This is a genomic window from Protofrankia sp. CiP1_Cm_nod3 (assembly GCF_982290655.1).
Map to the genome: position 1 here is coordinate 3,491 of NZ_CEVIVD010000004.1, position 22,533 is coordinate 26,023.

Here is a 22,533-nt window from a genome sequence, read left to right on the forward strand (position 1 = left end):
CCCACCCCGACTCCGACGCCGTCTCCGTGGTGGGCGCCGCGACCGCCCGGGTCTGACCAGCCGTTTCGGGCGCCGGCCTGCCCGGCCTTCGCGCGCAGCACCCATCAGAGCAGCACGTCCTCGCAGGACCCAGTAGCGACCTTACGGGGCACCAGGGCCCGGCAGCGTGAAGAAAAACGACGATCGCGCTGCCCGGGCGCCCCGGTGGCTCCCACCAACACCAGCAGCCGGATGGAACGAGAAGAGCACCATGGCAGAAATCACCGCCGCTGACATCCGCAAGCTCCGGGAACTCACCGGCGCCGGGATGAGCGACGTCAAGAAAGCGCTCGTCGAGAACGACGGCGACTTCGAGAAGGCCAGGTCCTGGCTGCGGGAGAAGGGTCTGGCGCAGGTCGCCAAGCGGGCTGGGCGCAGCGCCTCCAACGGCCTGGTGGAGTCCTACCTGCACAAGACCGACCCGCAGCTGCCCCCCACCATCGGTGTTCTGCTGGAACTGAAGTGCGAGACCGACTTCGTCGCGAAGACGGACCAGTTCAAGCAGCTCGCGCGGGACATCGCCCAGCACGTCGCGGCGGCGGATCCGCTCTACGTGACCGCGGAGCAGATCCCGAACGAGGTCCTCGAGCAGGAGAAGAAGATCTACGAGGCCGCGGCCCGCGAGGAGGGCAAGCCCGAGCAGGCGCTCCCGAAGATCGTGGAGGGGCGGCTGAACGGCTACGTGAAAGCGGTCGTCCTGCTTGAGCAGCCCTGGGTCCGGGACAGCAAGGTCACCATCCGCGCACTGCTGGAGCAGGCGGGATCCTCGCTCGGCGAGAAGATCGAGGTTGGCCGGTTCGCCCGGTTCAACGTCAGGGCAGCCTGATCCGCGCCGCTTCCGTCGCCGGGGCCGGGGCTGCGGTCCCGGCCGCAGCCTCTCACCGGAGGCGTTTCGTTCCCGCTGTCCGTCATGGGTACGTCCAGGTGTACGTCGAACGAACCGGAGGCGGCGGTCAGAGGTTCTGCGATCCGATCGGGTAGGGCAGACTACTCGCAGTGCATATTCACCGGCCGATGATCGTAGCCGAGGGCGAGGGGGCCGCTCGTGATCGAAAACGCCATCAGGGACACGGAAACGGCTCCACTCCGTAGTGGCGTTGCCGAGGTGCACTGGCGACGGGTGCTGCTGAAGCTCTCCGGAGAGGCGTTCGCCGGTGGCGAGCCACTGGGCATCGACCCGGAGACGCTCGCGACGATCGCCCGCCAGATCGCCGAGGTGAGCCGGACCGGTATCGAGGTCGCGATCGTGGTCGGCGGCGGCAACATGTTCCGTGGCCAGCTGCTGGCCGAGCGCGGTGTCGACCGGGCCCGGGCCGACTACATGGGCATGCTCTGCACAGTGATCAACTGTCTGGCCCTCCAGGACGCCCTCGAGCGCGAGGGCATCGTCACCCGGGTGCAGACGGCGATCGCCATGGGGCAGGTCGCCGAGCCCTACCTGCCGCTGCGGGCCATCCGGCATCTGGAGAAGGGCCGTGTCGTCATCTTCGGCGCGGGGCTGGGAGCGCCGTTCTTCTCCACCGACACCACGGCCGCGCAGCGCGCACTGGAAATCAAGGCGCAGGCTGTTCTCAAGGCCACCAAGGTCGACGGTGTGTACGACGCCGACCCGACGACGAACCCCCACGCGGTTCGTTTCGACACACTCGTCTACGGCGAGGTGCTGTCTCGTGGGCTGAAGGTCATGGACGCCACGGCCATCAGCCTGTGTATGGACAACAGGCTGCCGATCGTGGTTTTCGACCTGCTGACGGAAGGGAACATACTGCGGGCCGTCCGCGGTGAGAAGATCGGCACCCTGGTCAGTGCGGACGAGGGCGGGACGGAAGGACGACGGTGATCGACGATGTACTCCTCGAGGCCGAGGAGAAAATGGACAAGGCGGTCGCGGTAGCGAAGGACGACTTCGCCAACATCCGGACGGGACGGATCACCCCGTCGGTGTTCTCGAAGGTCCTCGTCGACTACTACGGTGCGCCGACCCCGGTGAACCAGCTCGCGTCGTTCCACATCCCGGAACCGAGAATGGTGATCATCACTCCGTACGACAAGGGCTCGCTGGCCGCCATCGAGAAGGCCGTGCGCGACTCCGACCTCGGGGTGAACCCGAGCAACGACGGTACGATCATCCGCTGCGTGTTCCCGGAGCTCTCCGAGCAGCGTCGGCGTGACCTGGCCAAGGTCGCCCGGACGAAGGCGGAGGAGGCCAGGATCAGCATCCGCAACGTGCGCCGGCACAGCAAGGACGCGATCGACCGCATCGTCCGTGACGGCGAGGCCGGCGAGGACGAGGGCCGGCGCGGGGAGAAGGACCTGGACGAGGCGACGCACCGGTACGTCAGCCAGGTCGACGAACTGCTGCGGCACAAGGAGTCGGAGCTGCTGGCGGTCTGACCGACATCGACAGCCTCGACAGCCTCGACAACCAGATGACGTCGTGACCCGCACCGGGCCGGCGGTCGGCACGCCCCGCCCGCGTGGTGTCCGGGCCGGTCGGGACCTGCCGGCCGCGATCGCCGTCGGGGTCGTGCTGGCCCTGGTCATCCTCGTCCCCCTGTTCACGGTCCGGCCGCTGTGGATCGCCGTCATCTGTGTGGCGATGGCGATCGGCACGTACGAGCTGGTCAGGGCGCTGCGCCAGCTCGGGGCGCGGATCGCGCTGCCGCCGCTGGCGGCGGGCACGGCGGCGATGCCCGCGGCCGCCTACGCCGGGGGTGCGTCCGCGCTGGTGGTGGCCCTGGCCGCGACCGTGGTCGTGGTGACGGCGTGCCGTCTCGCCCACGGGGGCGACCACCTGCTCCACGACGTGGCCGCGGGGGCGTTCTGCGCGGCCTACGTGGGCCTGCCGGCCGGGTGTGCCGCACTGCTGACCAGCCCGTCGGACGGGTCGTGGCGGATGGCCGCCTGCCTGGCCACCGTGGTGGCCAGCGACATCGGCGGCTATGCGGCCGGTGTGCTCTCCGGCGGCCGGCACAAGCTCGCCCCGAACGTCTCCCCGGGGAAGTCCTGGGAGGGCTTCGCCGGCTCCACCGTTACCTGCGTGCTCGTCGCCGGCACCCTGATGGCCGGGGCCCTGCACGCCGCCGTCTGGCAGGGGGTGCTGCTCGGCCTCGCGGTGGTGTGCACCGCCACCGTTGGTGATCTTGGTGAGTCGCTGCTCAAACGGGACATCGGCATCAAGGACATGGGCACCCTGCTGCCGGGGCACGGCGGGATCATGGACAGGCTGGACTCGGTGCTCTGCACTGTCCCCGTGGCCTGGCTGCTGATCACTGTTTTCGTGCCGCCGCCATGACCTGGCACACTGGACGGGCCATGGCCCTCTCCTCCTCCGCCGCCCCGTCCGTGCCGGCCCGGCCGCTGCCGCTTGTCGCCGCGCCCAGGCCGCGCCCGCCCCGCCATCTCGCGGACCTGACCACCGCGCAGCGGCGGGAGCTCGCCGTCTCGCTCGGCGAGCCGGCCTTCCGGGCCGACCAGGTCGCCCGGCACTACTTCGCCAGGTACCTGCGCGCGGGCGACGCCGAGGCGATGACGGATCTTCCCGCCGCCTCCCGCCCGGTGCTACTGGACGCGTTGCTGCCCGCGCTGCTGACCCCCGCCAAGGTCATGACCTGCGACGCCGGGGCCACCCACAAGACGCTGTGGCGGGCCTTCGACGGAGTGCTGATCGAGTCCGTCCTGATGCGCTATCCGGACCGGGCCACGGTCTGCGTGTCCAGCCAGGCCGGGTGCGGCATGGGCTGTCCGTTCTGCGCCACCGGCCAGGGCGGGCTGACCCGCAACCTGTCCGCCGCCGAGATCGTCGAGCAGGTGGTCGCCGCGGCCGGGGCCGCCGCTCGCGGCGAGCTCGCCGGTGGGCCGGCCCGGCTGTCGAACGTGGTGTTCATGGGCATGGGGGAGCCGCTGGCGAACTACGCCACGGTGGTCGCGGCGCTGCGGGCGCTGACCGCCCCGCAGCCCGAGGGCCTCGGGCTGTCCGCCCGCTCGGTCACCGTCAGCACTGTGGGGCTGGTGCCGGCGATCCGCCGGCTCACCGGGGCCGGTCTGCCGGTGACGCTGGCGGTCTCCCTGCACGCGCCCGACGACGAGCTGCGGGACAGCCTGGTCCCGGTGAACAGGCGCTGGCCGGTGGCCGAGGTGCTCGCCGCCGCGTGGGAGTACGCCGAGACGACCGGCCGCCGGGTCAGCGTCGAGTACGCCCTGATCGACGATGTCAACGACCAGCCGGAACGCGCCGACGCGCTGGCGGGCCTGCTCGCCGGCAGGCTCGTCCACGTCAACCTGATCCCGCTCAACCCGACCCGGGGGGTGTCCTGGCAGGCGAGCGAGCGGCGTCGGGAGCGCGAGTTCGTCCGACGGTTACGGTTACGCGGTATAGCGACCACCGTCCGTGACACCAGGGGGCGTGACATCGCGGCGGCCTGTGGGCAGCTCGCCGCCGACGCCCCGACCGGGCCGGATACGGACAGGCCGGACAGGAGTGCCCGTGCCGACAGGTGAGCGCCGTCCCGCCCGCCGGGTCCCGTCCCGTCGCTCCCCGCTGTGGGCGCCGCTCGTCGCGGTGGCCGGGGCGGTAATGATCGTCGCTGTGCTGGTCCTGTACGCCGGCGGGCACGGCGGCGGCACGGTCACCGAGGCCGGGCAGCGGGACGGCGCGGCGGGCGGCCCTGACGCCGCCAGCGTGCTGCCGGGGGCCGTCGGCGGCGCCAGAGCCGGCGCTGGCGCCGGTACGCCGCGGGCGTCGGCGTCACCGGCTGTGGTGAGCGGATGCGTGTCCGGCAAGAGCATCCCGGCCGGATCGAGCAATCAGACGCTGCGGGTCGGCGCGGACACCCGTGGTTATCAGCTTGCCGTCCCCCCCGTGAGCACCCCGGCCAGACCACTCCCGCTGATCGTCGTCTTCCACGCCGCCGGGGAGAACGCCGCCGCGGTGGAGGGCTACACCCATCTGGGCCAGGCCGGCGCCAGGTCCGGTTACGCGGTGGCCATCCCGGACGGCGTGGCCGGGAAGTGGAACTCCGCCCGCGGCCCCGCGGCCGGCCCGGACGACGTGGCCTTCGTGACCGCGCTCGTCGGCGACCTGACCGCGCGGATGTGCCTGGACGCCCGGCGGGTCTTCGCCACCGGCCTCGCGGACGGCGCGGACATGGCGGTGGCCGCGGCCTGCGCGCTGCCCGGCGTGTTCGCCGCGGTGGTACCGGTGGCCTTCGCCGCTGTGCCCGCCACCTGCGCCTCCCCGGCACCGAGCCTGCTGGCCATCCACGGCGCGAGCGACCCGGTGACGCCGCTGGAGGGCGGCGCAGCCGAGCCGGTGCAGGCCAGGCTGGACCGCTACGCCGGCTTCGTGGGCTGCGGCCCGGCGGCCCCCTGGATCGACGACACCAGGTCGCTCGCCCTGCGGCGGCTGATCTACACGGCCTGCCCGGGCGGGCGTGACGTGGGCCTGCTGGCGGTGCAGGGCGGCGGGCACGTCTGGCCGGACCCCGACGCCGACCCGCCCAGCGGAGCGGCCCGCGCGCGGTTCAGCGCCTCGGAGGTCGCTCTGGCCTACTTCCGGGGGCATCCGCAGCCGGCGCCGGCCACCACCCCGCCGGGCGGATGACTACTTCTGGTAACCCCGCGTCCGGGAAATCGGGATACCCGGGACGACAGGCCGCGGCTATGGCAAATGCCATATCGACGGTGACCGCCGCCCTCTTCCGGGCGCGGATGGTCCTGCCCAGGCAGGGCCGGGTGTCGGCATGCGAACAGGTGTCGTCGTAGCCGGATGACGCCTGCGACAATGGTCCACGTGGTCGAGTCACCGTCCCCGCGTGAGGTTGTCCTGCTCGGTTCGACCGGTTCCATCGGGACCCAGGCCATCGATGTGGTGAAACGCAATCCCGACCGGTTCCGCGTGGTGGCGCTCACCGGCGGCGGCGGCAGGGTCGACCTGCTGGCCGCCCAGGCGCTGGAGCTGGGCGTCGAGGCGGTGGGCGTGGCCCGTGCCTCCGCCGCGCAGGACCTCCAGCTCGCCTTCTACGCGGAGGCCTCCCGGCGGGGCTTCCGGCGCGGCGAGTACGCCATCCCGAAGATCCTCACCGGGCCGGACGGCGCCACGGAGGTCGCCGCCTGGCCGTCCGACGTCGTTCTCAACGGCATCACCGGGTCGGTGGGCCTCGCCCCGACGCTCGCGGCGCTGCGGGCGGGCCGCACGGTGGCCCTGGCCAACAAGGAGTCGCTCGTCGCCGGTGGCCCGCTGGTGCTCGACGCCCTCGGCGGCGACCCGTCCCGGCTCGTCCCGGTGGACTCCGAGCACTCCGCGCTCGCCCAGTGCCTGCGCGGCGGCCGGGCCGCCGAGGTGCGCAAGCTCGTCCTGACCGCGAGCGGTGGGCCGTTCCGTGGCCGTACCCGTGAGCAGCTGGGCGAGGTGACACCCGAGCAGGCCCTGGCGCACCCGACGTGGGACATGGGCCCGCTCGTCACGATCAACTCGGCCACCCTGATGAACAAGGGCCTCGAGCTGATCGAGGCGCACCTGTTCTTCGGCGTGCCCTACGACGACATCGACGTGGTCGTCCACCCGCAGTCGCTGGTGCACTCGATGGTCGAGTTCACCGACGGATCCACGCTCGCCCAGGTCTCCCCGCCGGATATGCGGCTGCCGATCGCCCTCGCGCTCGGCTGGCCCGACCGGGTGCCGCACGCCCAGGCCCCGATGGACTGGCGCCGGGCGCAGTCGCTGACCTTCGAGCCGCTGGACGCCACGGTGTTCCCCGCCGTCGACCTCGCACGCGAGGCCGGCCGTCGCGGGGGGACCGCGCCGGCCGTCTTCAACGCCGCCAACGAGGAGGCGGTGGCGGCCTTCCTCGACCACCGGCTGCCCTTCGTGCGCATCGTCGACGTGGTGGCCGAGGTGGTCACGGCGCACACCGTGGTGCAGCGTCCGAGCCTGGACGAGGTCCTGGACACCGAGCGGGACGCGCGCGCCCGGGTGCGCTCCCTCATCGATCAAGGAGCCTGATCGAGACGTGATGCCTTCGTGACCGAGAGGTACCCAGTAGAAGCGTGTAGTGCTGTGATCGGGGCGTGAGCGCACCATGACCAACGCAGTCGGCATTGTCGCGTTCGCGCTGGCACTGCTCGTCTCGATCCTGTTGCACGAGGCCGGCCATTTCATGACGGCCCGTCACTACGGTATGAAGGCGTCGAAGTTCTTCGTCGGGTTCGGCCCCACCCTGTGGTCGCGCACCCGGGGCGAGACCGAGTACGGCATCAAGGCGCTGCCGGTCGGCGGGTTCGTCAAGATCGAGGGGATGACCCCGCTCGAGGAGATCGACCCGGCCGACGCCCACCGGGCGTTCCACACCCGGCCGGCCCACCAGCGGGCCGTCGTGCTGGTGGCCGGGTCGTTCATGCACTTCGTCATCGCGCTGGTACTGATCTACGGCGTGCTGCTGGCGCTGGGCACCTCACGCCCCAGCGAGAACACGGTCGGCAGGACGGTCTGCGTGCCGGTGGCGAACGGGTGCGCCCCGGGCGCGCCGGCCGGGCCGGCCGAACGCGCGGGCGTGCGCGCGGGCGACCGGGTGGTCAGCTTCGACGGCACGCCGGTCACCAGCTGGAACCAGTTCACCCGCCTCATCCGCGCCCACGGCGCGGGGGCCGCGCCCCTGGTGGTCGAGCGCGCCGGCCGGACCGTCACGCTGTACCCGGAGCTGGTCTCGGTCATGCGTGACCGGCAGACCGGGCTCGCCGGCAACGACCCCGTCGGGGCGATCGGGATCGCACAGGGCTACGAGACCGTCCGGTACAACCCGGTCTCGGCCGTGCCGAAGACCCTGAGCGTCATGGGCGGCGGTGTCACCGGCATGTACGACACGCTCACCCACCGGCTCGGCGAGCTCACGAACCTGTTCAGCCCCGACCGCGACCCCAACGGGCTGGTCGGTGTGGTCGGCGCGGCCCGCGTCGGTGGTGAGCTGCTGTCCGCCCCGGACTCCTCCGCGAGCCAGCGGATAGGCGACTTCATCGTTCTCGTAGCCGGGGTCAACCTGGCGGTCGGCCTGTTCAACCTGCTGCCGCTGTTCCCGCTCGACGGTGGGCACCTGGCGGTGCTCGGTTTCGAACAGGCCCGCCACGGTGTGCGCAGGCTCGCCGGCTACCGGGGCCCGACCAAACGTGTCGATCTTGCGAAGCTCATGTTCGCGGCGTATGTAATGGTCGCCTCCTTCGCCCTACTGAGCCTGCTCATCCTGTTCGCCGACATCATCAACCCGATCAGATTCAACTAGCCGGTCAACGAGGGTGTGATCAGAACTTTTTACGCCGCCGATATCCGGAAACCGGCGAGTGGTAACACCTCGTGACTTTCGTCCAGTTTCTGACCTTCGTGACCATCGACACGCCAGTGAGGACATCGTGACCGTAACTCTCGGCATGCCTGAGGCGCCGGCCCTCTCGATTGCCTCCCGGCGCCGCAGCCGGCAGATTCGCGTCGGCAACGTGCCGGTCGGCGGGGACGCGCCCGTCTCCGTCCAGTCCATGACCACGACGCTCACCTCCGATGTCAACGCCACCCTGCAGCAGATCGCGCAGCTGACCGCGGCCGGCTGCCAGATCGTGCGGGTGGCCGTCCCCAGCCAGGACGACGCGGACGCGCTGCCCGCCATCGCGAAGAAGTCGCCGATCCCGGTGATCGCCGACATCCACTTCCAGCCGAAGTACGTGTTCGCGGCGATCAGCGCCGGCTGTGCCGCCGTCCGCGTCAACCCCGGGAACATCAAGGAGTTCGACGACAAGGTCGGGGAGATCGCCCGGGCCGCCATCGACGCCGGCACCCCGATCCGTATCGGGGTCAACGCGGGCTCGCTGGACAAGCGCCTGCTGGCCAAGTACGGGCGGGCCACCCCCGAAGCGCTGGTGGAGTCGGCGCTGTGGGAGTGCTCCCTGTTCGAGGAGCACGGCTTCACCGACATCAAGATCTCCGTGAAGCACCACGACCCGGTCGTGATGGTCCAGGCGTACCGGCTGCTGGCGCAGCGCTGCGACTACCCGCTGCACCTCGGGGTCACCGAGGCGGGCCCGGCGTTCCAGGGCACGATCAAGTCGGCGGTGGCCTTCGGCGCACTGCTGTCCGAGGGCATCGGGGACACGCTGCGGGTCTCGCTGTCCGCGCCCCCGGTCGAGGAGGTCAAGGTCGGTATCGGGATCCTGGAGTCCCTGGGCCTGCGGCAGCGCACTCTGGAGATCGTCTCCTGCCCGTCCTGCGGCCGTGCCCAGGTCGACGTGTACAAGCTGGCCGAGGAGGTCAGCGCCGGGCTGGACGGGCTGACCGTGCCGCTGCGGGTCGCTGTCATGGGCTGCGTGGTCAACGGCCCCGGTGAGGCGCGCGAGGCCGATCTCGGGGTGGCCTCGGGCAACGGCAAGGGCCAGATCTTCGTCCGGGGCAAGGTCATCAAGACCGTGCCCGAGGCCCAGATCGTGGAGACCCTCATCGAGGAGGCCATGCGGCTGGCCGAGGAACTGGAGGCTGACGGCGTTTCCGGTGAACCGTCGGTTTCGGCCAGCTAACCTCGAATACTCGTGACCATGGGCCTGCCGCTGCGTTCCGCTCCCATCCGCCTGCTCGACGACCACGACCTGCCGGCGGTGCGGGAGGTGCTGGCACGTAACCCGATCGCCGACGTGTTCGTCGCCTCCCGCGTGCAGGTGTGCGGACTCGCTCCCTGGCGGCTCGGGGCGCAGATGTGGGGCCATGTGGTCGACGGCAGGCTGGCCGCGCTGTGCTATTCGGGGGCGAACCTCTGGCCCGTGGCGGCGGGCCCGGCGTCGGCGAAGGTGTTCGCCGAACGGGCCCGTCGCCAGGGCCGCCGGTGTTCCTCGATCGTCGGGGTGGCCGAGACGGTGCTGGCGATGTGGCGGCACCTGGAACCGGGCTGGGGGCCGGCCCGCGAGGTCAGGGCGGACCAGCCGCTGCTGGCGATCTCCGGTCCGCCCGCGGCCGCTCCGGATCCGGCCGTCCGCCAGGTGCGGCCGGACGAGCTGGACGTGCTGCTGCCGGCGTGCGTGGCGATGTTCACCGAGGAGATCGGGGTGTCCCCGGTCCGTGACGGCGGCGGCGCGCTCTACCGGGCCCGGGTCGCCGAGTTCGTCAACCAGCGCCGTTCCTTCGCCCGTATCGAGGACGGGCGCGTGGTGTTCAAAGCCGAGATCGGCGCGGTCGCCGGGGACGTCTGCCAGATCCAGGGGGTCTGGGTGGCCCCGGAGCTGCGAGGCAGGGGGATCGGGACGGCGGGCACGGCCAGCGTCGTGGCGCTGGCGCAGGCCACCCTCGCGCCCGTGGTGAGCCTCTACGTCAACGAGTACAACCATGCCGCCCGCCGGGCCTACGACCGGGTGGGCTTCCACCGGGCCGGAACCTTCGCGTCGATCCTTTTCTGACCGTCCGCTCCTGATTTCTGACCGTCTGTTCCTGATGTCTGTTCCAGGCGGTCCGCTGGCCGCCTGTTCTGGCTGTCCGCTGCCGAGTCCCCACCGGCTGTTTTCCAATCGTTTCTGTGAACAAAGAGCCGGGATGGCGACCTTGTCGTAAGTCTGGCATCCTCTCCTTCTCAACCACTTCTATCGAATTTCGTGGCGCTGTGTGCTGCCACGGTGGAGGGAAGGCTCATGTCCTCGAGGAGGCTGTGGCGCCGGGTCACGCCACTGCTCACGGCCGGCGCGCTGGCGTTGGCACTGGCGGCCTGCTCGAGCGGGGGAGACGACAAGACCGTCACGCCCGCCAACACCGGCGGCAGCCCGACCGGCACCCTGCGGCTCGGTTATTTTCCCAACCTCACCCACGCACCCGCCGTTTACGGCATCGATCAGGGCATCTTCGCGCAGAAGCTCGGCCCGGGCGTGAAACTGCAGACCTCGACGTTCAACTCGGGCGTCCAGGCATCCGAGGCGCTCATTTCCGGTGCGCTGGACGCCACCTATATCGGGCCGAACCCGGCGGTCAACACCTTCACCAAGTCCAAGGGCGAGGCCGTCCGGATCATCTCGGGGGTGACCTCCGGCGGCGCCGGGCTGGTGGTGAAGAGCGGCATCACCTCGGTCGAGCAGCTGCGGGGCAGGACGATCGCCAGCCCGAGCCTGGGCAACACCCAGGACGTGGCCCTGCGCTACTACCTCAAGCAGCACGGCCTGGCCACCGACAAGAGCGGCGGCGGTGACGTCCAGATCCGTCCGCAGGACAACACGGTCACGGTGGACGCCTTCAAGTCCGGTGCCATCGACGGCGCGTGGGTGCCCGAGCCGACCCTGTCCCGGCTGGTCTCCGACGGCGGGAAGCTGCTGGTCGACGAGGCGACGGAATGGCCCGGCGGCAGGTTCGTCACCACGCTGCTGCTGGTGCGCACCGACTACCTCAAGAGCAACCCCGAGATCGTCAGGCGTCTGGTGGAGGCGAACGCCGCCTCGGTCGACGCCCTCAACGCCGACCCGGTCAAGGGCCGGGACGTGACCAACCAGGGGCTGGCGAAGCTGTCCGGCAAGCCGTTGGCCGACGCCGTCATCGAGCCGGCCTGGAAGCGCCTGACGTTCACGGTCGACCCGGTCGCGTCGTCGCTGGTCGCCTCGGCCGATCACGCGACCGAGCTCGGCCTGCTGCCCAAGGCCGACCTGAACGGCATTTTCGATCTCACGGCCGTGAACGCGCTGCTGACGGCTAGCGGCAAGCCGTCGGTGGCCGCGCAGTAGCTACACCTTCCGGAGGAGCAGGGAGCAGCTTCCAGTGACCGCTGTCATCGACGCGAGCGCGGTCCGGATCGACGGTGTGAGCCGGGTCTTCGGGTCCGGCTCACACCGCGTCCACGCACTCGACAACGTCTCCTTCGACGCCCGGCCGGGGGAGTTCGTCTGTCTGCTGGGCGCCTCCGGCTGTGGGAAGTCGACACTGCTGGGCATCCTCGCCGGCATCGACCGGCCCACGTCCGGCACGGTCGACGTGGGCGGCCGCCAGGTCGGGCTGATGTTCCAGGACTCGGCGCTGCTGCCGTGGCTGACCGCCGGGGGGAACGTCGCCCTGCCGATGAGGATCCGCGGCGTCCCCCGGGCCGACCGGAAGGCCCGGGTCGAGGAGCTGCTCAGGCTGGTGCGTCTCGCCGGCCTGGCCGACAAGCGTCCGCACGAGCTCTCCGGCGGCATGCGCCAGCGGGTCAGCCTCGCCAGGGCGTTCGCCCAGGAGGCGGACGTGCTGTGCATGGACGAGCCCTTCGGCGCGCTCGACGCGATGACGCGCGACCTGCTGCACGACGAGCTGGAACGGATCTGGCGGGAGACCGGCGTGACCATCCTGTTCGTCACCCACGACGTGCGGGAGGCGGTGCGCCTCGGCGACCGTGTCGTGCTGCTGTCGAGCCGGCCGGGGCGGGTGGCCGAGATCTTCGACGTCGGGCTGCCGCGTCCCCGCCGTATCGACTCGCCCGACGTGGCCGCGCTGGCCGTGGCCATCACCGACCGGCTGCGTGAGGAGGTGGTCCGCCATGGCCACTGAGGCCACGGTCGCGTCCGACGCCGATGTGGCCGCCGACGTCGACGCCGCGCTCGCCGGGCTCGACGCCCTCGAGACGGCCGTCGAGCCCCGTCCCCCGCGCGCGCTGAGGATCTGGTCGGCGACCTGGCCGAAGCTGGGCGCGGTCGTCATCTTCCTGCTGCTGTGGCAGGTCGTGGTGTGGAGCGGCTGGAAGCCCTCCTATGTGCTGCCCGGCCCGGGCGAGGCCCTGTCGGACCTGGCTGAGAGGGTCACCACCGGTGACTTCTGGTCGGCCGCAGCCCGCACCCTGCAGCGGGCCGTGGCCGGGTACGCGCTGGCCATCCTCATCGGCGGGATCGTCGGTGTGGCCGTGGCCCGGTTCTCCCTGCTGCGCTCCGCGGTCGGGTCGTTCATCACGGCGCTGCAGACCATGCCGTCCATCGTCTGGTTCCCGCTGGCGATCCTGCTGTTCAAGCTCACCGAGTCCGCGATCCTCTTCGTCGTCGTGCTCGGCGCGGCGCCGTCGATCGCCAACGGTGTCATCAGCGGCATCGACTACGTCCCGCCCCTGCTGACCAGGCTCGGCCGGACCATGGGAGCGCGTGGCCTGCAGCTCTACCGGCTGGTGGTGGCACCGGCGGCCCTGCCGTCGGTGCTGGCCGGGCTCAAGCAGGGCTGGGCGTTCGCCTGGCGCAGCCTGATGGCCGGCGAGCTGCTCGTCGTCGTCCCCGGCCATCCCTCCATCGGCTCGGACCTGGAGGACAGCCGGCAGCTGCTGGACACGGTGGGTGTGCTGGCGATGATGATGACGATCTTCATCATCGGGGTGCTGGTGGACGCCGCCTTCAACGCCGGCGACCGCCGGCTGCGCGCCCGCCGGGGGCTGCTGCCGCCTCAGTCACGCTGAGTGATCCGGCAAGATGGGTGCATGCAGATCTCCGCGCGAGCCGACTATGCCCTGCGTGCGTTGCTCACCCTGGCCGCGTCCAACGGCGGCCTCGTCAAGGGTGAGACGCTGGCGACCGCGCAGGATCTGCCGCTGCGCTTCCTGGAGAACATCCTCACCGACCTGCGCCGCAGCGGCCTGGTGCTCAGCCGGCGAGGGGCCGACGGCGGCTACCGGCTCTGCCGGCCGGCGAACGAGATCACCGTGGCGATGGTCATCCGGGCCACCGACGGCCCACTGGCCAGCGTCCGGGGCCGCCGGCCGGAGGAGGCGGTGTACGAAGGCGCCGCCAAACATCTCCAAGAGGTGTGGATCGCCGTGCGGGTCAGCATCCGCCGGGTCCTTGACGAGGTGACGCTCGCCGACATCGCCAGCGGCCGCCTGCCCCCGATCGTCGGCGAGCTCGGCCAGGACCGTGACGCCTGGGTCGGCCGCTGAAGCCCGCGTCCTCAGACGCCGGGCAGCGCCCGGACGGCCCGCTCCACCGGCTGGCCCGCGGCGAGGCGCGCCTGCTGGCCGCGCACCGCCGTGCCCGCCAGCACGTCGACCACCAGCGCGCGCAGGTCGCCGGCCAGCGCGCCGAGCGCGTCGTACGCGGCGGCCGCGCAGCGGTCCTCGACGGCGGCGAGCAGCTCGAGCGCGCCGGTGAGCCCGGTGGGCGGCACCGGCAGCTGGTACGCGGGCTCGGCCGCGGGCGGGCTGCCGCCGCGGCCGAGGATCTCGGCCACCAGCCGGTCCCGCAGCTCCCGGTGGGCGCCGTAGGCGCTCTGGGCGAGCAGCCGGGCCGGGTCCGAGACGGGCCGCAGCGGCGCCAGCGCGCCGCCGGCCGCGGCGGCGGCGTACACGGCGGCGTGCTGCACCGCGAGCAGACCGGACAGCGCCCTGACGGTGCCCGGATCGTCCGTCACCAGCGGTCACCTGGCCAGCTGGGTGAGCAGGTCGGCGTGGGCGAGCTCGGACGCGTGGATGCTGGCCAGCAGGGGGACGACGCCCACGGCCGCCGTCAGGCACCGGGCGCGCAGCAGAGCCGCGGCCTGCCGCTCCAGCTGGACGAGCGCGGCGACCGTGGCCTGCTGGGATGCCGCGGTCTGCTGGGGCACTGTGGTCTGCTGGGGCGTCCCCGGTGGGCTGGTCATGATTGTGAAGCCGCCGGTCACTGCCGATCCGATACGGCCGGCGTGCTCGGCGTGGTGGGCACGCAGCACCGCCAGGGTGGCGGCGATCGACGGATGCGCGAGGATAGCCTGATCATACGCGACGAGCAGGCCCTGTTCGGACCGCGTCACCGCCTCGAGCAGGGTGTTGTCGACGGTGTCCGGGCCGCCAGGCCCGCCCGGGCCGTACGCCGACCGGGTCCAGCTACAGCCGGTGAGCTCACTGGCGAGCGCGCCGGTGAGCGCGGCCGTCGCGGCCAGCGGGAGCGCACCGAGAACACCCCGCCGGCTCGGCCGCCGGCCAGCACCTGTCACGCTCACGGTCCAGCAGCTTGTCACAGCGACGGCGGACGTAGGCTCAGGATCTCCGGAGAGCACCATCCGAGAAAGGAGCGGGTCGACATGGGCGACGCCGTGGCCACAACCAGTGCCGCCGACGCCGGGGGCGCCGCCGTCGATGCCGGTGGTGGGCGACGTCGCGCCCAGACGCGGCCGCGAGGCCCGGACACCCGGCCCCGCTCCGCCCGGGCGGAGCTGGTGCGCCTGCTCACCCCCGCGCTGGCCGCGGGAGGGCTCGACCTGGAGGACGTCACCGTCAGCCGGGCCGGATCCCGCAGCGTGGTCCGGGTGGTCGTGGACCGCGACGGCGGAGTGGACCTGGACGCGGCCGCCGAGGCCAGCCGGGTGGCCTCGGCCGTGCTCGACGCCGCCGAGACCGATCCGGCGGCCGGCGGCCCGCCGCTGGCCGGGCCGTACGTCCTCGAGGTCAGCTCGCCCGGTGTCGATCGTCCGCTGGTGGCGCCGCGGCACTGGCGCCGGGCCCGCGGACGGCTGGTGTCGGTGCGCACCCGGGACGGCCGGCAGCTGCTCGGGCGGGTGCGCGCCACGGACGAGCAGGCGGCCGAACTGGTGCCCGAGGGTGGGCGCGCGGCCGTCGGCGACGTGGTGCGGATATCCTTTGCCGACGTGGTCAGAGCCGCCGTGCAGGTGGAGTTCCGCGCAGCCGACGAGGACCTCGCGACCGGCGATGAGGATCCCGCGGGCGACGAGCATCCTGTAGGCGACGAGGTCCTCGCGGCCGGCGAGGCCCAGGACGCGGAGGCGCAGCGATGAGACTCGACGTGGCGGCGTTGCGCGGCATCGAACGTGAGAAGGACATCGCCTTCGACACCCTGGTGGAGGCGATCGAGACCGCGCTGCTGACCGCCTACCGGCACACCGACGGGGCGGCCGCGGACGCCCGGGTGGTCATCGACCGGACGTCCGGGCAGGTGGCGGTGTACGCCCGCGAGACCTCCCCGGACGGGATGACGCGGGAATGGGAGGACACCCCCGCGGACTTCGGCCGGATCGCCACGATGACGGCCAAGCAGGTGATCATGCAACGGCTGCGCGAGGCCCAGCAGGAGATCACCTACGGGCAGTATGCCGACCGGGAGCACGAGGTCGTCTCCGGCGTCGTCCAGCACCACGAGCAGCGGGCCGGGTCGAAGGTCGTTCTGGTCGATCTCGGCACCCTCGAGGGTGTGCTGCCGCCCGCCGAGCAGGTCCCCGGCGAACGTTTCGAGCACGGGGACCGGATCAAGTGCTATGTCGTCAGCGTCACCCGGGGCGTGCACGGCCCCACGGTGACCCTGTCGCGGACCCATCCGGAGCTGGTCAAGGGCCTGTTCCGGCTGGAGGTGCCGGAGGTGGCCGACGGCACGGTGGAGATAGCCGCGATCGCCAGGGAGGCGGGCCACCGCAGCAAGATCGCGGTTCGGTCGACGGTGGCCGGGGTGAACCCGAAGGGCGCCTGCATCGGCCCGATGGGAGCGCGGGTGCGGGCCGTCATGGCCGAGCTGCACGGTGAGAAGATCGATATCGTCGACTGGTCCGCCGACTCGGCCGCGTTCGTCGGTAACGCGCTGTCACCGGCGCGGGTGGCGCGGGTCGAGGTCACCGATCCCGCCGTCCGCGCGGCGCGGGTGGTCGTGCCGGACTACCAGCTTTCCCTCGCCATCGGCCGGGAGGGGCAGAACGCCCGGCTGGCGGCACGCCTGACCGGGTGGCGCATCGACATACACTCGGATACGGAAGGCGCTGGTGACGCAGTGGTAAGGGATGGTGCGGAGGCGGGTGCCCGGCGGGCCGCGTCGCCGTCCTTCCCACGGAGATCTCCCGCTACCGGCGGCCCCTCGTCAGGTGCAACGAGATAGACTGATGGGCGCACGCCGTGCGGAGCCGGTCCGTACATGTGTGGGATGTCGTGCCCGGGTGGCGCGGTCGGACCTGATGCGTACGGTGGCGGTAGGCGGTGAGCTCAGACCAGATGTTCGCCGCTGTATGCCTGGGCGGGGGGCACACCTGCACCCCGATCTGGCATGCCTGGACCTCGCGGAACGCCGCAGGGCGTTTCCGCGGGCGCTGCGGGTCGCGGGGCCGCTCGGGCTTGAGCATGTCAGGGCGCACCTCGTCCAGCGGCGCACGGCCGGGGAGCAGCGGTAGGACGGACAGGCCTCGCACCGATGCGGGGCTGACGGAAGATCGGACGACATCACCCGATGTCGACACGGAAGCAGGTCGAGACAGCGATGACCGCGCGATGAGCACGCAGCCATGATCACGACCAGCAGGTAACCAGGGTCACGCGGGCGGACCGCGGGCCGAACGAAGGAGCACCGTGGCAGGAAAGGCCCGCGTACATGAGCTCGCCAAGGAGCTCGGCGTCGACAGCAAGACCGTGCTTGCCAAACTGAAGGATCTCGGCGAGTTCGTGAAGTCGGCATCATCCACAGTCGAGGCACCGGTCGTCCGCAAGCTCAAGGAGTCGTTCCCCTCCGAGAGCGCCGGTGCGCAGCGCTCCGCCGGGCGCGGCGGAGCCCCCGCGGGCAACAGCGCCCGGCCGGTGCCAGGTGCCCGTCCAGGGCCGCCACCGCCCCGCCCGGGCCCGCGGGTACCCGGTCGCCCGGGCGGGCCGGCCCGTCAGCACGGCCCCGCGGCCCCGGCCACGCCCGCCGGCCAGACGCCCTCAGGCCAGACGCCCTCAGGCCAGACGCCCTCAGGCCAGACGCCCTCAGGCCCGGTCGTCCCATCGCGTCCGAGCACGCCGCCGGCACCGCACCCCTCCGCGGCGCGCGCGGCCAGCCCGGGCGCCACGCCGGGCGCCCCGTCGGCTCCGCAGCACGCCCGGCCCCGCCCGGGTGCGCCCACTCCGCCTCCACCTCCGCGGCCGGGCTCCCCGGGCTCCCCGGGCGGCGCGCACAACACGCCCGCGCAGGCCCCGCCGAACACGGGCCCGGCGGCGCAGGCCCCGTCGGCGAAGAACGCCCCGGCCCCCGGGGCGTCGGCGAAGAGCTCCGGCCCACGCCCCACGCCGGGCCCGCGTCCCGGCCCCCGGTCGGCCGCTCCGGGTAACAACCCGTACACGACATCAGGCTCGCAGTCACGGTCGCAGCCGCCGGCTTCCGGGGCCTCCGGTGGTACGCCGGCCGCGCCGCCGCACCGCCCAGGCGGCGGTGGGCGGCCCGGTGGCCCGCGTCCGGGCGGCGCGGGCGGCCCGCGCACTGGTGGTACCGGTGGCCCGCGGCCGTCGCCCGGCCAGATGCCGCCGCGCCCCGGTGGTACCGGTGGCCCGCGGCCGTCGCCCGGCCAGATGCCGCCGCGCCCCGGCGGTACCGGTGGTCCCCGGCCCAGCCCGAACATGTTCCCCTCCCGCCCCGCCGGGGGCGGGCCGCGTCCCGGCGGCGGTGGTGGCGGTGGCGGTGGCCGTCCGGCTCCCGGCGGTGGCGGTGGCCGTCCCGGTGGCGGGCGCCCGGGTGGCGGCGGCGGCTTCGCCGGCCGTGGCGCGCCCGGCCGTCCGGCCGGCGCCGGATCCGGTGGGGGCGCGGGTGCCCCCGGCCGTCCCGGCGGTGGCGGTCCCGGCGGCCCTGGTGGTCCCGGTGGTCCCGGCGGCCGACCCACCTCCGGGGGGCGCGGCCGCGGTGGCACCACGGCCGGTGCGTTCGGTCCCGGTGGCCGTGGCCGCCCGGGGCGCCAGCGCAAGTCCAAGCGTGCGAAGCGGCAGGAGTGGGAGAGCGGGCTGGAAGCCCCCCGCATGGGGGCGATGGTCCCGCGCGGCAACGGGCAGGTCATCAGGCTGCCCCGGGGCGCCTCCCTGGCCGACTTCGCGGACAAGATCGACGCCAACCAGGGCGCGCTCGTCCAGGTCGTGTTCACCCAGCTCGGTGAGATGGTGACCGCGACGCAGTCGTGCACGGACGAGACCCTGCAGCTGCTCGGCGTGACGCTCGGGTACGACGTGCAGATCGTCAGCCCCGAGGACGAGGACAAGGAGCTGCTGGAGAGCTTCGACCTGTCCTTCGGCGGTGAGTACGGCGACGAGGTCGAGCTGCAGCCGCGCCCACCGGTCGTGACCGTCATGGGCCACGTCGACCACGGCAAGACGAAGCTGCTCGACGCGATCCGGCAGACGGACGTGGTCAGCGGCGAGGCCGGTGGGATCACCCAGCACATCGGGGCCTACCAGGTCCGGGCGAAGGTCGACGGCGAAGAGCGGAAGATCACCTTTATCGACACCCCTGGTCACGAGGCCTTCACCGCGATGCGTGCCCGTGGCGCGCAGGTGACCGACATCGTGGTGCTGGTGGTCGCCGCCGACGACGGCGTCAAGCCGCAGACGATCGAGGCGCTCAACCACGCCCAGGCCGCGGACGTGCCCATCGTCGTCGCCGTCAACAAGATCGACAAGGAGGGGGCGGACCCGCAGAAGGTGCGCGGGCAGCTCACCGAGTACGGGCTGGTCGCCGAGGAGTACGGCGGTGACGCGATGTTCGTCGACGTCTCCGCCCGCAACCGCACCAACATCGACGGGCTGCTCGAGGCGGTCATCCTCACCGCCGACGCGGCGCTGGACATGCGTGCCCCGACCGAGGTCGAGGCCCAGGGGGTGGCGATCGAAGGCCGGCTGGACCGCGGCCGCGGCCCGGTGGCCACCGTCCTCGTCCAGCGCGGGACGCTGCGGGTCGGGGACTCGATCGTCGCCGGCGAGGCGTTCGGGCGCGTCCGGGCGATGCTCGACGAGCACGGTGACCCGGTGAGCGAGGCCGGCCCGGCCCGGCCCGTCCAGGTGCTCGGGTTCACCAGTGTTCCCGACGCGGGCGACAACTTCCTGGTCGTCCCGGAGGACCGGGTCGCCCGCCAGATCGCCGAGCGGCGGCAGGCGCGCGAACGCAACGCCGAGCTCGCGCTCAGTCGCGGCCGCCCGACCCTGGAGACGATCCTGGAGCGGATGAAGGAGGGCGAGAAGACCCAGCTCAACCTCATCCTCAAGGGCGACGTGTCCGGTTCGGTCGAGACGGTCGAGGACTCGCTCCTCAAGATCGACATCGGCGACGAGGTCTCGTTGCGGATCATCGGGCGCGGCGTCGGTGCGATCACCGAGAACGACGTGAACCTGGCCAGCGCGTCCGACGCGGTCATCCTCGGCTTCAACGTCCGCGCCGAGGGCAAGGCGCGGGAGCTCGCCGAGCGCGAGCGCGTCGACGTCCGCTACTACTCGGTCATCTACCAGGCGATCGAGGACATCGAGAACGCGCTCAAGGGCATGCTCAAGCCGGTCTACGAGGAGATCCAGCTCGGGACCGCCGAAGTCCGCGAGGTGTTCCGGGTGCCGCGGATCGGCAACGTCGCCGGCTGCCTCGTACGCTCCGGGCTCATCCGCCGCAACGCCAGGGCACGCCTGGTCCGCGACGGTGTCGTCGTAGCGGACAACCTCACGGTCGAGTCGCTCAAGCGGTTCAAGGACGACGCGACCGAGGTCAGGGAGGGCTACGAGTGCGGTGTGGGGCTCGGCTCGTTCAACGACATCAAGATCGATGACGTGATCGAGACCTTCGAGCAGCGGGAGGTTCCCCGTTCCTGAGGAGCTTCCCGGGCAGCCTTGAGGACACGGCTATGTGGACAGGAACGGCGGTGTTCGACCTTCTCCTCGGCGACATCCGCTCGCTGAAGGAGAAACGGTCGGCGGTCCGGCCGGTGGTGGCGGAGCTCCGCCGCAGGTATGCGGTGAGTGCGGCGGAGACCGGCCATCACGATCTGCACCGTCGGGTACAGATCGCCGTGGCCGTGGTGGCCGCGGACCGGGCCCACTGCGTCGAGATCGTCGAGGCATGTGAGCGCCTGGTTGCGCAGCGTCCCGAACTGGAGCTGCTTTCGGCGCGAGTACGGTATTTCTCCGACGAGGACGACTCCTCCGACGAGGACGATTCCCCCGACGAGGATGCGGCGACAGTGACGGGAGGAAGCCATGGCTGACCCTGCTCGGGCCCGCCGGCTCGCGGTGCGTATCCGTGAGGTGGTCGCGGCCGCGCTGGAACGTCAGGTGAAGGACCCCCGGCTGGGCATGGTCACCGTGACCGATGCCCGGGTGACGCCGGACCTGACCGAGGCCACCGTCTTCTACACCGTCTACGGCGACGACGCGGACCGGGCGGACTCGGCCCGCGCGCTGGAGTCGGCCAAGGGCCTGCTGCGCAGCCAGGTCGGCCGACAGACCGGGGTCAAGGTCACTCCGGCCCTGACCTTCGTCCACGACCGGCTGCCGGAGGACGCCCGTCACCTCGAGGAACTGATCATCACTGCCCGGAAGCGGGACGCGAGCCTTGCCGGCGTGCGGGATGGCGCCCGACCGGCCGGTGAGGCCGACCCTTACCGTAAGCCTCGTGAGGATGACGAGCCCGCTGGGGGCATGATGTCTGACGAGGGCCTGATGGGGACATGATGGGGGTCGAGCTGCGATGACCGACGTGACGAGCCTCGCGGACCTGTCCCTGCTACCGGTGCCCGAGGCCGGGGACGCAACGGCTCGGGCGCAGGCGGAGTCCGAGGACGTGGCCGGTGAGCAACGGGGCCGCGCGGTGGAGGCGATCCTGTCCGCCGTCCAGGGCGGCGAGAGTATCCTGCTGGTGGCGCACGTCGACCCGGACGGGGACAGCCTCGGGTCGGCGATCGCGCTCGGGCTGGCCCTGCGCACGCTCGGCAGCCGGGCGTCGGTGTCGTTCGACAGCGACCCGTTCGTGGTACCACGTTCCCTGGCCTTCCTGCCCGGCCAGGACCTCCTCGTCCCGCCGTCGCTGGTCCCGGCGACCCCGGACCTGGTGGTGACGCTGGACGCCGGCAGCCTCGGCCGGCTCGGGGCGCTGGGCCGGGTCGCCACCCGGGCCCGCCGGATGGTCGTGATCGACCATCACGCCTCGAACACCCGGTTCGGGGACATCAACGTCATCGACGCCGCCGCAGCGTCCACCAGCGTGATGATCACTGATGTCATCGACGCGCTCGGCGTGGAGCTCGACCACGACCTGGCCGTGGCGATCTACACCGGTCTGGTGACCGACACCGGCTCGTTCCGCTACGCCGCGACGACCCCGGCCGTCCACCAGCTGGCCGCGCGGCTGCTGGCCACCGGCATCCGCCACGACCTGATCACCCGTACGGTGTGGGACACCCACCGCTTCGGCTACCTGCGGCTGCTCGGCGAGCTGCTCGGCCGGGCCCGCCTGGAGCCCGAGTACGACCTGGTCTGGACGTGGTGCGCGTTCCCGGACCTCACCCGCGCCGGGCTCACCCTGGACGAGATCGAAGGGGTGATCGATATCGTGCGGACCACCGCCGAGGCCGAGGTGGCGGTCGTCTGCAAGCAGGGCGCCGACGAGGTCTGGCGGGTGTCGGTGCGTTCCAAGGGCGCCATCGACGTCGGCGCGGTGTGCACTGAGCTCGGTGGCGGCGGCCACCGCTTCGCCGCCGGGCTGACCTCGTCGAACCCCCTTGAGCAGACCCTGGACACCCTGCGCGGCGCGCTGGTGCGAGCACCCCGGCTGCCTGTCTGATGGCTGCCGCCACCGCCCCGGGCGGGG

General features: G+C 72.1%; 23 protein-coding genes. 21 read left to right on the forward strand and 2 right to left on the reverse strand.

Features of this window, described 5'->3' with window-relative positions:
• Positions 1-250: 250 nt before the first annotated feature.
• The 14 genes from tsf (at position 251) to AC5LUJ_RS02085 (ending at position 13,922) form a co-directional block, all read left to right on the forward strand.
• Complete coding sequence (gene tsf, locus AC5LUJ_RS02020; RefSeq protein ID WP_250285134.1) at positions 251-865, forward strand: translation elongation factor Ts; 615 nt, start codon at positions 251-253, stop codon at positions 863-865.
• Positions 866-1,099: 234 nt separating this feature from the next.
• Positions 1,100-1,879, forward strand: a complete 780-nt coding sequence (pyrH, locus tag AC5LUJ_RS02025) for a UMP kinase (protein WP_250285147.1) — start codon at positions 1,100-1,102, stop codon at positions 1,877-1,879.
• A complete protein-coding gene (gene frr, locus AC5LUJ_RS02030; protein WP_250285133.1) occupies positions 1,876-2,433 on the forward strand; it encodes a ribosome recycling factor in 558 nt (185 codons plus the stop codon). Before pyrH ends, frr begins: the two co-directional genes overlap by 4 nt.
• 43 nt (positions 2,434-2,476) lie before the next feature.
• Positions 2,477-3,334 carry a phosphatidate cytidylyltransferase gene (locus AC5LUJ_RS02035; protein ID WP_250285132.1) on the forward strand — a complete coding sequence of 286 codons (858 nt, stop codon included), beginning with the start codon at positions 2,477-2,479 and terminating at the stop codon, positions 3,332-3,334.
• 20 nt (positions 3,335-3,354) lie between these two features.
• Positions 3,355-4,539, forward strand: coding sequence for a dual-specificity RNA methyltransferase RlmN (rlmN, locus tag AC5LUJ_RS02040; protein ID WP_250285131.1), 1,185 nt, complete (start codon positions 3,355-3,357; stop codon positions 4,537-4,539).
• Positions 4,526-5,641, forward strand: a complete 1,116-nt coding sequence (locus AC5LUJ_RS02045) for a CE1 family esterase (RefSeq protein WP_493464372.1) — start codon at positions 4,526-4,528, stop codon at positions 5,639-5,641. The genes rlmN and AC5LUJ_RS02045 overlap by 14 nt, the downstream gene beginning before the upstream one ends.
• Before the next feature lie 165 nt (positions 5,642-5,806).
• Complete coding sequence (gene dxr, locus AC5LUJ_RS02050; protein ID WP_250286082.1) at positions 5,807-7,042, forward strand: 1-deoxy-D-xylulose-5-phosphate reductoisomerase; 1,236 nt, start codon at positions 5,807-5,809, stop codon at positions 7,040-7,042.
• A gap of 76 nt (positions 7,043-7,118) precedes the next feature.
• Complete coding sequence (locus tag AC5LUJ_RS02055) at positions 7,119-8,312, forward strand: M50 family metallopeptidase (protein ID WP_250286083.1); 1,194 nt, start codon at positions 7,119-7,121, stop codon at positions 8,310-8,312.
• A gap of 127 nt (positions 8,313-8,439) precedes the next feature.
• On the forward strand, positions 8,440-9,591 hold the full coding sequence (gene ispG / locus AC5LUJ_RS02060) for a flavodoxin-dependent (E)-4-hydroxy-3-methylbut-2-enyl-diphosphate synthase (protein WP_250286084.1): 1,152 nt from the start codon (positions 8,440-8,442) through the stop codon (positions 9,589-9,591).
• 18 nt (positions 9,592-9,609) lie between these two features.
• The gene (locus AC5LUJ_RS02065) at positions 9,610-10,461 is read left to right on the forward strand and encodes a GNAT family N-acetyltransferase (protein WP_250286089.1); all 852 of its coding nucleotides are present in this window, start codon (positions 9,610-9,612) and stop codon (positions 10,459-10,461) included.
• A gap of 228 nt (positions 10,462-10,689) precedes the next feature.
• Positions 10,690-11,763 (forward strand): ABC transporter substrate-binding protein, encoded by a 1,074-nt coding sequence (locus tag AC5LUJ_RS02070; RefSeq protein WP_250286085.1) that lies wholly within the window; start codon positions 10,690-10,692, stop codon positions 11,761-11,763.
• A 34-nt stretch (positions 11,764-11,797) separates the two neighbouring features.
• Positions 11,798-12,559 carry an ABC transporter ATP-binding protein gene (locus AC5LUJ_RS02075; RefSeq protein WP_250286086.1) on the forward strand — a complete coding sequence of 254 codons (762 nt, stop codon included), beginning with the start codon at positions 11,798-11,800 and terminating at the stop codon, positions 12,557-12,559.
• Positions 12,549-13,445: an ABC transporter permease gene (locus AC5LUJ_RS02080; RefSeq protein WP_493464373.1), complete on the forward strand. Its 897-nt coding sequence runs from the start codon at positions 12,549-12,551 to the stop codon at positions 13,443-13,445. The genes AC5LUJ_RS02075 and AC5LUJ_RS02080 overlap by 11 nt, the downstream gene beginning before the upstream one ends.
• A 21-nt stretch (positions 13,446-13,466) precedes the next feature.
• Positions 13,467-13,922 carry an RrF2 family transcriptional regulator gene (locus AC5LUJ_RS02085; RefSeq protein ID WP_250286088.1) on the forward strand — a complete coding sequence of 152 codons (456 nt, stop codon included), beginning with the start codon at positions 13,467-13,469 and terminating at the stop codon, positions 13,920-13,922.
• A gap of 11 nt (positions 13,923-13,933) precedes the next feature.
• On the opposite strand, the gene AC5LUJ_RS02090 is transcribed toward AC5LUJ_RS02085, so the two are convergent.
• Positions 13,934-14,392 (reverse strand): DUF4439 domain-containing protein, encoded by a 459-nt coding sequence (locus AC5LUJ_RS02090; protein WP_493464374.1) that lies wholly within the window; start codon positions 14,390-14,392, stop codon positions 13,934-13,936.
• Between the two features lie 6 nt (positions 14,393-14,398).
• Positions 14,399-14,959, reverse strand: coding sequence for a hypothetical protein (locus AC5LUJ_RS02095; RefSeq protein ID WP_250292397.1), 561 nt, complete (start codon positions 14,957-14,959; stop codon positions 14,399-14,401).
• Between the two features lie 81 nt (positions 14,960-15,040).
• Here AC5LUJ_RS02095 and rimP point away from each other — a divergent pair, with 81 nt between their 5' ends.
• The 7 genes from rimP to AC5LUJ_RS02130 all read left to right on the forward strand — a co-directional run bounded on the left by rimP (position 15,041) and on the right by AC5LUJ_RS02130 (position 22,506).
• The gene (rimP, locus tag AC5LUJ_RS02100) at positions 15,041-15,751 is read left to right on the forward strand and encodes a ribosome maturation factor RimP (protein ID WP_250287380.1); all 711 of its coding nucleotides are present in this window, start codon (positions 15,041-15,043) and stop codon (positions 15,749-15,751) included.
• A complete protein-coding gene (gene nusA / locus AC5LUJ_RS02105; protein WP_250287379.1) occupies positions 15,748-16,836 on the forward strand; it encodes a transcription termination factor NusA in 1,089 nt (362 codons plus the stop codon). Before rimP ends, nusA begins: the two co-directional genes overlap by 4 nt.
• Before the next feature lie 4 nt (positions 16,837-16,840).
• Positions 16,841-17,125 carry a YlxR family protein gene (locus tag AC5LUJ_RS02110; RefSeq protein WP_493464375.1) on the forward strand — a complete coding sequence of 95 codons (285 nt, stop codon included), beginning with the start codon at positions 16,841-16,843 and terminating at the stop codon, positions 17,123-17,125.
• Positions 17,126-17,300: 175 nt separating this feature from the next.
• Positions 17,301-20,540: a translation initiation factor IF-2 gene (gene infB / locus AC5LUJ_RS02115; protein WP_493464376.1), complete on the forward strand. Its 3,240-nt coding sequence runs from the start codon at positions 17,301-17,303 to the stop codon at positions 20,538-20,540.
• Between the two features lie 32 nt (positions 20,541-20,572).
• On the forward strand, positions 20,573-20,932 hold the full coding sequence (locus tag AC5LUJ_RS02120) for a DUF503 domain-containing protein (protein ID WP_250282238.1): 360 nt from the start codon (positions 20,573-20,575) through the stop codon (positions 20,930-20,932).
• Entirely contained in the window at positions 20,925-21,398 is a 474-nt protein-coding gene (rbfA, locus tag AC5LUJ_RS02125) for a 30S ribosome-binding factor RbfA (RefSeq protein WP_250282241.1), read from the forward strand. Before AC5LUJ_RS02120 ends, rbfA begins: the two co-directional genes overlap by 8 nt.
• 16 nt (positions 21,399-21,414) lie before the next feature.
• A complete protein-coding gene (locus AC5LUJ_RS02130; RefSeq protein ID WP_250282243.1) occupies positions 21,415-22,506 on the forward strand; it encodes a DHH family phosphoesterase in 1,092 nt (363 codons plus the stop codon).
• Positions 22,507-22,533: the final 27 nt, after the last annotated feature.